9 protein-coding genes, 1 tRNA gene and 1 pseudogene are annotated in these 10501 nt (G+C 63.4%); 7 read left to right on the top strand and 4 right to left on the bottom strand.

Going from position 1 to position 10501, the window contains the following annotated elements; all coding sequences use genetic code 11:
* The 4 genes from VGH68_RS22960 to VGH68_RS22945 all read right to left on the bottom strand — a co-directional run.
* Positions 1 to 740, bottom strand: a 740-nt coding sequence (locus tag VGH68_RS22960) for a UDP-2,3-diacylglucosamine diphosphatase (RefSeq protein ID WP_331606005.1), incomplete at its 3' end; no start/stop codon positions are given.
* 48 nt (positions 741 to 788) lie between these two features.
* Complete coding sequence (locus VGH68_RS22955) at positions 789 to 1283, bottom strand: peptidylprolyl isomerase (protein ID WP_331606004.1); 495 nt, start codon at positions 1281 to 1283, stop codon at positions 789 to 791.
* 153 nt (positions 1284 to 1436) lie between these two features.
* Positions 1437 to 2021 carry a peptidylprolyl isomerase gene (locus tag VGH68_RS22950; protein WP_331606003.1) on the bottom strand — a complete coding sequence of 195 codons (585 nt, stop codon included), beginning with the start codon at positions 2019 to 2021 and terminating at the stop codon, positions 1437 to 1439.
* Positions 2022 to 2070: 49 nt separating this feature from the next.
* A complete protein-coding gene (locus VGH68_RS22945) occupies positions 2071 to 2865 on the bottom strand; it encodes a tetratricopeptide repeat protein (protein WP_331606002.1) in 795 nt (264 codons plus the stop codon).
* 250 nt (positions 2866 to 3115) lie between these two features.
* On the opposite strand from VGH68_RS22945, the gene cysS reads away from it, so the two are divergent.
* From cysS to VGH68_RS22910, 7 genes and pseudogenes are all read left to right on the top strand, one after another.
* Positions 3116 to 4513, top strand: a complete 1398-nt coding sequence (cysS, locus tag VGH68_RS22940; protein WP_331606001.1) for a cysteine--tRNA ligase — start codon at positions 3116 to 3118, stop codon at positions 4511 to 4513.
* A gap of 47 nt (positions 4514 to 4560) precedes the next feature.
* The gene (locus VGH68_RS22935; RefSeq protein WP_331606000.1) at positions 4561 to 5664 is read left to right on the top strand and encodes a DNA-3-methyladenine glycosylase; all 1104 of its coding nucleotides are present in this window, start codon (positions 4561 to 4563) and stop codon (positions 5662 to 5664) included.
* Positions 5665 to 5793: 129 nt separating this feature from the next.
* On the top strand, positions 5794 to 6765 hold the full coding sequence (locus VGH68_RS22930; protein WP_331605999.1) for an acetyl-CoA carboxylase carboxyltransferase subunit alpha: 972 nt from the start codon (positions 5794 to 5796) through the stop codon (positions 6763 to 6765).
* Between the two features lie 61 nt (positions 6766 to 6826).
* A complete protein-coding gene (gene tilS / locus VGH68_RS22925; protein ID WP_331605998.1) occupies positions 6827 to 8311 on the top strand; it encodes a tRNA lysidine(34) synthetase TilS in 1485 nt (494 codons plus the stop codon).
* A 425-nt stretch (positions 8312 to 8736) separates the two neighbouring features.
* Positions 8737 to 9987 carry an aspartate kinase gene (locus VGH68_RS22920; protein ID WP_331605997.1) on the top strand — a complete coding sequence of 417 codons (1251 nt, stop codon included), beginning with the start codon at positions 8737 to 8739 and terminating at the stop codon, positions 9985 to 9987.
* A 179-nt stretch (positions 9988 to 10166) separates the two neighbouring features.
* Positions 10167 to 10260 (top strand) — tRNA-Ser (locus VGH68_RS22915).
* 45 nt (positions 10261 to 10305) lie between these two features.
* Positions 10306 to 10501 (top strand): annotated as a pseudogene (locus tag VGH68_RS22910) (hypothetical protein); the annotation flags it as partial.

The following is a 10501-nucleotide window of genomic DNA, read 5'->3' as shown; positions in this document are numbered from 1 at the left end:
CGTTTGCCATGGTCGAGATCCCAATCCGGCAGAACCCAGCGCGTGCCGCCCGGCTCGCGATGCCGCGCCGGCCGGTGCGTGTGCCCATGAATGATGGTCGCCGTTTTCGACGACTTGAATAATGCGGCCACGGCCGCCGCCGTCACGTCGTACTTCGGCGAAACCGGCCGCGAGCGGCCTTGGTCGCTTTTCGCGCGCATGTTCTCGGCGAGTTTCTGGCGCCAGCGTAACGGCCACGCGAGAAACAGCATCTGCGCGAAACGGTTGCGCGCAAAATGCCGGAACAATTGATAGCCGCGATCCGCGGTGCACAAGCCATCGCCATGCGCGAGCGCGATACGCGTGCCGAATGCGGTGATCACAAACGGATCGGGCAGCCAGATCGCGCCGGCCGCTTTCATGAAACGCTTGCTCAGCAGAAAATCGCGGTTGCCGTGCATGATGTAGAGCGCGATGCCGCGCTCGGACAGCGTATGCAGCAATGCCGCAATGCGCGCGACGAACGGCTCCGCGAGCATGTCGTCGCCCACCCAGTACTCGAACAGATCGCCGAGGATAAACACCGAGTCCGCCGCTTCGGCGGTGACGCGCACGAAGTGCTCGAACGCGGCGACCGTGCGCGGAATCGTGTCGCTCAGGTGCAGATCGGAGAGACAGAAAAACGGGCGTGCGGCGTGCGGGCGCTCGCCCTCTCCTGGCACGCCCGCGGCGACGCTTCGCAGCGGCGTCTCTTGCAGCATTGAAGGTGCCTGATTTCGGTTAAAACGGGTCGACGCGTGCGCTATCGCTTAGTCGACGACCACGGCCTTTTCGATCACCACGTCGTCGACCGGCACGTCCTGGTGAAAGCCCTTCGAGCCGGTCTTGACCTTCTTGATCTTCTCGAGGACATCCATGCCTTCGACGACCTTGCCGAACACCGCGTAGCCCCAGCCCTGCGGCGTCGGCGACGAGTGGTTCAGGAAGTCGTTGTCGTTCACGTTGATGAAGAATTGCGCGGTCGCTGAATGCGGGTCGTTCGTGCGTGCCATTGCGACCGAGCCGCTCACGTTCTTCAGACCGTTGTTCGCTTCGTTCGTGATCGGCTCGGCCGTCGGCTTCTGCTTCATGCCCGGTTCGAAGCCACCGCCCTGGATCATGAAGCCGTCGATCACGCGGTGAAACACCGTGTTGTCGTAGTGGCCGGCCTTCACGTAGTTGAGGAAGTTCTCGACCGACTTCGGCGCCTTTTCGGCGTCCAGTTCGAGTTTGATGATGCCGTGGTTCGTATGCAGTTCAACCATGATGAATTCCTTCGATGAACAGGGTGGATAAAAGCGCGGCGCACGGTGATGTACAAAGTGCAGACCGTGCCGGGGCGTGGGTTGCGCGCTCGCGCATCGATGCGCTCGTAGCGTGTTGGCCACGTGCATTCGCGCGCGCGGTCATGAGTGTCGTTATTGCTTGCTGACCACGGTCGCCGACTGGATCACGATCGGCTTTTGCGGCACGTCGCTCATCGGCCCGCGCGTGGTGGTCGGACTCGCCTCGATGCGCTTGACGACGTCCATGCCGCTCGTGACTTTGCCGAACACCGCGTAGCCGTTGCCGTCCGGATTCGGGTAGTCGAGATTCGCATTGTCGACCGTGTTGATGAAGAATTGCGCGGTGGCCGAATTCGGGTCGCTGGTGCGCGCCATCGCGATCGTACCCGCGGTGTTCTTCAGACCGTTGCGGCTTTCAAGCGGAATCGGCGCGCGTGTCGGCTTCTCCGCGAAGCTCTGCGTATAGCCGCCGCCCTGAATCATGAAGCCAGGAATCACGCGATGAAAAATCGTGCCGCTGTACTGGCCGGCCTTCACGTAGTCGAGGAAATTGGCGACAGTCTTTGGCGCCTTCTCGGGATACAGCTCGACGCGGATGTCGCCCTCCGACGTCTTCAGCAGCACCGACGGATGAGCGGCCTGTGAGCCGGCCTGCGCAAAGGCAGGGGCGGTTGCGATCAGGGCGGCGCTGCCGAGCGCCAACATCAACCATTTCATGAAGATCCTCGGGTTGGAAAAAACTGGCTTGGGAGCAGTGAAGCAGGTCTTAGCGCGACGGCGCGATGTAAGGCGGCATCGCGAGCGAACCGTTCGTGCCACCGAACTGGAAGCTCGGCGTCTGCGTCAGGTTTGACGCGGCGCTGCCGGTGGAGTCGTTCTGTTGCGTGGCGGCGGGCGGCGCTGGCGAGCGCGTGCGGCCAGGCGCGGGCGAGACGATTTTCTGGATGTCCGCGAGACGCTGCGAGGTCGTCGCGCTGGCCTTGCCGAGACCTTGCGCGCGGCGATATGCGGCATCGGCCATGCGCAGATAAAGGTCGCCGAGGTTCTCGTATGCGAGCCCGTAGTTCGGATTGACCTGGGTGGCGGTTTCCAGCGCGGCGCGCGCTTCGCTCAGGCGACCATGCTTCGCGTACAGCGATGCCAGATTGTTGTACGGTTCGGGCAGTTCGGGGTAGAGCTGCGTGAGTTCCGTGAAGGCGGTGATCGCTTCGTCGTCGCGGCCAAGATGCGCAAGCACCGTACCGCGTTTGAATCTGGCTTGCGCGTCGTGCGGATTCGACGCGATGCGTGCATCGAGCTGCGTCAGCGCGGCCCGCCAGTTTTGCTGCTCGATCGACGCGTCGATTTCCGGCGTGTTGTCGCGCACCGCGGGACCTTGCGGCATCACCGCGGCCTTCTGTGCATAAGCGCCGGCGACCGGCACGACGGCAAGCGCGGCAGCCACGGCGACGCGCCACGCGAGGGTGCGCGCCGCGTCGAAAGCAACGCTGCCTGCAATGCCGCGAAACGCAGTCGCGGCGAGGGCCGCAGCGCTGCGCGCGCGGCCGCTGGAGTGTTTCATAGGCTCAGGTCCGGGTGTTATACTCCGAGCCATTCTAACAAAAGGTCTGCGCGTTCCGTCGAACCGCCGACTGTCTTTTCGCCACTCGCGGCCGTCTCCGCCTGGTTCACAGTATCGTCTGCAGTGTGATCGCCGCACGAGGTGCGCGGGTTTCAGCTCTATGCAACGCACCCACCGCTCTGTTCGTTTCGCGGGTCGCGGCGCTCGTGAAGCACAATGCGGATTTCTTTCGGCCCACGCACCGTTCTCTATGGATTCTCTGCGTATCTACAACACGCTCGCGCGTGACAAGCAAGCTTTCGTGCCGCTTCGGGAAGGCGTCGTGCGGATGTATGTCTGCGGGATGACGGTGTACGACTATTGTCACGTCGGTCATGCGCGGGTAATGGTGGTGTTCGATATCGTGCAGCGCTGGCTGCGCACGCTCGGCTACCAGGTAACCTATGTGCGCAACATTACCGACATCGACGACAAGATCATTCGCCGCGCGGTCGAGAACGGGGAAACCATCAAGTCGCTGACCGATCGCTTCATCACTGCGCTGCATGAAGACGCGGACGCACTCGGCATCGAGCGTCCCGACCTCGAACCGCGCGCGACCGGCTTCATTGCGCAGATGCTCGGCATGATCGAGACGCTCGAGAAGAACGGCTACGCGTACCAGGCGAGCGACGGCGACGTCAACTACGCGGTACGCAAATTCGCGGGCTACGGCAAGCTGTCGGGCAAGTCGCTCGAAGATCTGCGCGCGGGCGAGCGCGTTGCGGCCAACGACGCGAAGCAGGACCCGCTCGACTTCGTGCTGTGGAAGCAGTCGAAGCCCGGCGAGCCCGCCGATACCGGCTGGGATTCGAAGTACGGGCGCGGTCGTCCCGGCTGGCATATCGAGTGCTCGGCGATGGGCTGCACGCTGCTCGGCGAACAGTTCGATATTCACGGTGGCGGCCAGGACCTGCAGTTTCCGCACCACGAAAACGAGATCGCGCAAAGCGAGGCCGCAACCGGTCGCACCTTCGTGAATTACTGGATGCACAACGGCTACGTACAGATCGACAATGAGAAGATGTCGAAGTCGTTGAACAATTTTTTTACGATTCGCGAAGTGCTTGCGCAGTACGATGCAGAGGTCGTGCGGTTCTTCATTGCGCGTGCGCATTACCGCTCGCCGCTGAACTACAGTGACGTGCATATCGACGACGCGCGCAACGCGTTGACGCGTCTATACACAGCGTTGAAGCAGGTCTCGCCCGACAACGCTCCGCTAGACTGGAGCGAAGCGTATGCGCAGCGTTTCCAGGCGGCGATGAACGACGACTTCAACACGCCGGTGGCCGTGTCGGTGCTATTCGAACTGGCCACCGAAGTGAACCGCACGCGCGAGCCCGCGCTGGCCCGGCAATTGCGCGCGCTTGGCGCGGTGCTCGGGTTGCTCGGACGCGACCCCCGTGCATACCTGCAGCAGGCAGCGGGTGCCGCGGCCGCAGGCGGGCTCGAGCCCGCCGCGATCGAAGCGAAGATCGCAGCGCGCGTCGCCGCGAAGCAGGCAAAGGACTATGCGGCAGCAGACCGGATCCGGGCCGAATTGCTCGATGCCGGTGTTGCCCTCGAAGATAAACCCGGCGGGCTGACCGAGTGGCGGCGCGTGTGAGCGCACCTCGTACTTCCCTCTGATCGACTCGCCAGGCAGGAGGCAGGATGGCAACGGCCACGAAGACGCCGGCTAAACGCGCGGCGTCTGAAACCAGCGCGGCAGCCGCGGCGCCGCGTACCGCGGCTAAGTCGACGCGTGCGTCGACTCGCGCGGGCGGCGCACTCAAGAAAGCGTCGTCGAAAGCGGGCGCAGCGGCGGCGAAAGCCGGTGCCGTGACCGGTGCGACGAAAAAGAACCCGGCCACACGTTTGCTCAATGGCTCGGGCGGCGCGTCTGCCGAAGGCGTGCATGCGCCGGCCGCGAAACGCACGAAGAAGAACGGCGCCGCGCGTGCGAAGGGCAATGGCGCATTGCCGGCCCAAGTCGCCGGCGACGTGCAGGAACTCGCGCGCGACGCGAACCCGGGCGAAGTGGTGCGCAAGACTCGCGTGCCGGCCGCATCGGCTGGCGCGCCTAGCGCAACCCGCGAAGCAGCCAGCGCTAGCGAAGTCGCGGTGCCGGTGCAGATCGCTGGCCTCGCGCCGGAAGTCACGCGTCCCGCGTACTGGGACAAGGCGTGCGCGGACCTCGTCAAGCGCGACCGTATTCTCAAAAAGCTGATTCCGAAATTCGGCCCCGTGCATCTGCTGAGCCGCGGCGATCCGTTCGTCACGCTCGCGCGTTCGGTGGTCGGGCAGCAGATCTCGGTCGCCGCCGCGCAGGCGGTGTGGGCGCGTGTCGAAGCCGCCTGTCCGAAGCTCGTGCCGCAGCAGTTCATCAAGCTCGGTCTCGAGAAGCTGAACGCCTGCGGTCTGTCCAAACGGAAGGCCGAGTACGTGCTCGATCTCGCGCGCCATTTCGTGTCGGGTGCGCTGCATGTCGGCAAATGGACGTCGATGGACGACGAGGAAGTGATCGCAGAACTCACGCAGATTCGCGGCATTGGCCGTTGGACTGCGGAGATGTTCCTGATCTTCAATCTGTCGCGTCCCGACGTGCTGCCGCTCGATGATCTCGGTCTGATCCGCGCGATCAGCGTCAACTATTTCAGCGGCGAACCGGTCACGCGCAGCGAAGCGCGCGAGGTCGCGGCGAACTGGGAACCGTGGCGCACTGTCGCCACCTGGTACATGTGGCGTAGTCTCGATCCGTTGCCGGTCGACAGCTGAAGAACAGCGGGAAACTCGGCCGATTCAGAAGCTATCGTGTATATGGTATCGATAGCCGAGAAAAGGTTTTGATATCGGCGCGCCCGGTTAGAATACGCGCTGCCCGGTAAGTCCAAGGATTAAAACCAAATGAAGACCACGTTTCTGGATTTCGAACAGCCGATCGCTGAACTCGAAGCGAAGATCGAAGAATTGCGCTTCGTGCAGGACGATTCGGCCGTCGATATTTCGGAAGAGATCGAGCGGCTGTCGAAGAAAAGCCAGCAGCTCACCAAAGATCTGTACGCGAACCTGACACCGTGGCAGGTTTCGCAAATCGCCCGTCATCCGCAGCGTCCATACACGTTCGACTACGTGAGCGAGCTGTTTACCGATTTTCATGAACTGCACGGCGACCGCAACTTCGCGGACGATCAGTCGATCGTCGGCGGTCTCGCGCGTTTCAATGGCCAGGCCTGCATGGTGATTGGTCATCAGAAAGGCCGCGACACCAAGGAACGTGCGCTGCGCAACTTCGGCATGCCGCGGCCGGAAGGCTATCGCAAGGCCGAGCGTCTGATGCGCGTTGCCGAGAAATTCGGCTTGCCGATCTTCACGTTCGTCGACACGCCGGGTGCGTACCCCGGCATCGGCGCGGAAGAGCGTGGCCAGTCGGAAGCGATCGGCCGCAATCTGTATGTGATGGCCGAACTGAAGACGCCGCTGATCGCGACGATCATCGGCGAGGGCGGTTCGGGCGGCGCGCTCGCGATCGCGGTCGCCGACACCGTGCTGATGCTGCAATTCTCGACCTATTCGGTGATCTCGCCCGAGGGTTGCGCGTCGATCCTGTGGAAGAGCGCGGCGAAAGCGCCGGAAGCGGCGGAAGCGCTGGGTCTCACCGCGCATCGCCTGAAGGCACTTGGGCTGATCGACAAGATCGTCAACGAGCCGCTCGGCGGCGCGCATCGCGACCCGAAGGGCATGGCCGCGCTGTTGCGCCGCGCGCTCGCCGATTCGCTGCGTCAGTTCCAGGGCATGAGCACCAACGACCTGCGCGAACGCCGTTTCGAACGGCTGATGGCGTACGGCAAATTCAAGGAAACGACGCCGGGCGCATAAGCCCGCGCGCGTTTGTCCTCGTCTATCTTTTTCGCCTAGCAGCGTTGCCCGCGCTAACGACGTGACCTCCACCGCCGATACCCCCACCGAGCGCCTCGTGATCGAGGCGACCGGTGCGGCGCTGTCCGCGCTCGAAGCGCTCGTTCCGAACGCGCGCATCGCGGTCGCGTTCAGCGGCGGCGTCGATTCGAGCGTTCTGCTCGATGCGGCAGTGCGGGTCGCGGACGCGTCGCGGGTGGTCGCACTGCATGTCCATCACGGCTTGAGTCCACATGCCGATGCGTGGCTCGCGCATTGCGAGACGGTCGCCCGCGAGTGTGGAGTCGAATTCGACGCGCGGCGCGTGCAGGTGTCGCGCGCGAGCGGCGTGAGCGTCGAGGCGGCCGCGCGCGATGCCCGTTATCGCGCGCTCGACGCCATGTGCGCGGTGCGCGGCATTCGCACGTTATGGCTCGCGCAGCATGCGGACGACCAGGCCGAGACGGTGCTGCTGCAACTGCTCCGTGGCGCGGGTCTGGCGGGTCTCGCGGCGATGGGGCCGGCGTTTCTGCCGGCGCATGCATCGGCGACGCGCGTGCGGCCGTTATTGCATCTGCTGCGTGCGCAACTCGATCACTACGCGAGCGCGCGCAAGCTGCGCTGGATCGACGACGAATCGAACGCGGACACGCGTTACGCGCGCAATGCGCTGCGTCATCAGGTGACGCCGCAGTTGGCTGTGCACTTTCCCGGATTTCGCGACGCGCTGTCGCGCACGGCCGCGCATGCGGCGGCGGCACAGCGTCTGCTCGACGCGCTTGCACGCATCGATATGGAAGCCGCATCGCGCGACGAAGGGCGCGCGCTCGAACGAGATGCGCTACTCGCTCTCGATGACGATCGCGCGCTGAATCTGCTGCGCTACTGGATGCGCACACTGGGCTTCGTCGCGGCGTCGAGCGCACGGCTTGCCGATGCGCTGCGGCAGTTGCGGGAAGCCGGCGCGGGGCAGGACGGGCATCGTCTGCGCATCGATCATTCGGGTCAGGCGCTGCGCAGCTATCGAGGCGTTGTGTATTGGGAGGCGGGCGATAGCAGCGAACCGGCCGACGAGAGCGCGCTCGTCGAACGCGAGATCGGCGAACTCGTATGGCAGCGCCAGGAGGTTTGGCATTTGCCGCAGTGGCGCGGCACGTTCGTGTTCGCGATCGTTGATCCGACTGCGCAGGCCGCGAGCGTTTCGCCTGGCAACGCGTCGGAGATCGAAGCCACCGATACGGTTTCGCTGAATGTTCTGCGACGCGCATCGCTCAGCGCGCGCGCCCGCCGCGGCGGCGAACGCATGCGCACGGGCGCGGCGGGCGCGCCGAGCCGCACGCTGAAGAACCTCTTCCAGGAGCGCGGCATCCCCGCTTGGAAACGCGACGTGCCACTGCTGTATGTCGGCGACAAACTGCTGTTCGTACCGTTTATCGGCGTGAATCGAGCGGTGTTGCACGAGCTGTCGTCGCCGGCTGGCGAAGCGCGGGTGAAGATCATCTGGCGCGAGGATTTGCAGATCGCCTAAGTGACCGGTCGGACGACCCGCGAAGAAGGGTGCGCGCACGCGGGCTCACGAAAGCGGGTGCGCCAAATAGGGCACAAATCGGGGAAAAACCGCCGTTTGCAGCCGGAATTAACGCGTTGGATCGTTCGTCGCGTCTTGTCTTTTTACGCCTGATCAGGTACTTTAGCTCGTTTGCCCGACCCGATTTCGCCGTCGCTCTTGTCGCTATCTTCGTTATTGCCGGTTTGCGAGCGTGATCCGTCGTTGCCGTTGTTTCCGATCAGCCACTAGCGATCCTGTTTCCGGGCAAATCCGCGTCTGCTGCACGCGCGCTGCACTTCGCCGCCACACACTTTGCCGCCGTTCACGAGACGTTGCGCCCCTGTGCTTTGCGTGCGGACGTCTCCAGCGCGCCAGCGCGGTTTCTCTCTCAGTTCAGAACGACAATGGCACTCATCGTACATAAATACGGCGGCACCTCGATGGGCTCCGTCGAGCGCATCAAGAACGTCGCCAGGCGCGTCGCGAAATGGCACAAGGCTGGCCACAAGATGGTCGTCGTGCCGTCGGCGATGTCCGGCGAAACCAATCGCCTGCTTGGCCTCGCGAAAGAAATCACGGCCCAGCCCAGTCCCCGCGAACTCGACATGATCGCCGCCACCGGCGAGCAGGTCAGCTCGGGTCTGCTTGCGATCGCACTGCAGGAAGCCGGCGTCGACGCGGTCAGCTACGCAGGCTGGCAGGTGCCGGTCAAAACCGATAGCGCGTTCACGAAAGCGCGCATCAGCGACATCGATGGCGAGCGCGTCACGCGCGACCTCGACGCGGGCAAGGTGGTCGTGATCACCGGCTTCCAGGGCATCGACCCGGACGGCAACATCACGACGCTCGGCCGCGGCGGTTCGGATACGTCGGCGGTCGCGGTCGCGGCCGCATTGAAGGCCGACGAGTGCCTGATCTATACCGACGTCGACGGTGTGTACACGACCGACCCGCGCGTCGTCGAGGAAGCGCGCCGGCTCGATCGCGTGACGTTCGAAGAAATGCTGGAAATGGCCAGCCTGGGTTCGAAGGTGCTGCAGATTCGCTCGGTGGAATTCGCCGGCAAATATCAGGTGAAGACACGCGTGCTGTCGAGTCTGACCGATCCGCTGATGTCGCTCGATGAAGAAATGAAGTCGGGCACGCTGATTACTTTTGAAGAAGACGAGACCATGGAAAAAGCTGTCATCTCGGGCATCGCGTTTCAGCGCGATGAGGCGCGTATCGCTGTAATGGGTGTGCCCGACAAGCCGGGCATCGCATACCAGATTCTCGGCCCGGTGGCTGACGCGAATATCGACGTCGACATGATCATCCAGAACCAGAGCGTCGAAGGTAAAACGGCGTTCACGTTCACGGTCGGCCGCGGCGACTACGCACGCGCGATGGAAATTCTCGCCGGTCCCGTGAAGGCGCATGTGCAGGCAGAGCAGGTGCTGGGCGACCCGAAGGTGTCGAAGGTGTCGGTGGTCGGCGTTGGCATGCGCTCGCACGTCGGCATCGCGAGCAGGATGTTCCGCACGCTGTCGGAAGAGGGCATCAACATCCAGATGATCTCCACGTCGGAAATCAAGATTTCGGTGCTGATCGACGAGAAGTACATGGAGCTCGCGGTGCGCGCGCTGCATAAGGCCTTCGAACTGGATCAGGCGTAAATTGCTGGAGCAACGGGGCGCTTGAGAGCCCCCATTTGTTTTATGGCTTCCATGTGAACGAATTGCGTCGCCAACCGCAACGTTGGCACAAAAAATGTTCGGTGCACATTGACCTTGCCGGCCCCGCCCGCTATTATCTTGGCTTCGTCGCACTGACTCCCTGTGCGATAGAAAGTTTGGGAGTCGTGGCCGAGAGGTCGAAGGCACTCCCCTGCTAAGGGAGCATCTGGGCCAAAACCTGGATCGAGGGTTCGAATCCCTCCGTCTCCGCCAAAGAAGGCGGCAGAAACCCCGTAAGTTCAAGGACTTGCGGGGTTTTTGTTTTTTCTGGCCCGTCAATTAGCCCATCATCGGGCAAAGTTTCACGGCCAGCTTGCACGCAAGGCCACGCACTGTGAGTACCTGAACCAGATGCAGGCGCATCTGTCGCTCGCACTGAAGGCGCAGGCACAGAGCCGCGCGACACTCGAAGCGCTCGCGGAGATCAAGAACCCGCGCCGGTTGCGCTCGTCAA

This window comes from Paraburkholderia sp., from assembly GCF_036488505.1.
In the GTDB taxonomy this organism is placed as follows: Bacteria; Pseudomonadota; Gammaproteobacteria; order Burkholderiales; family Burkholderiaceae; genus Paraburkholderia.
Note: the sequence above shows the minus strand (reverse complement) of the source record. Positions and strands in the feature narration are given on the sequence as shown.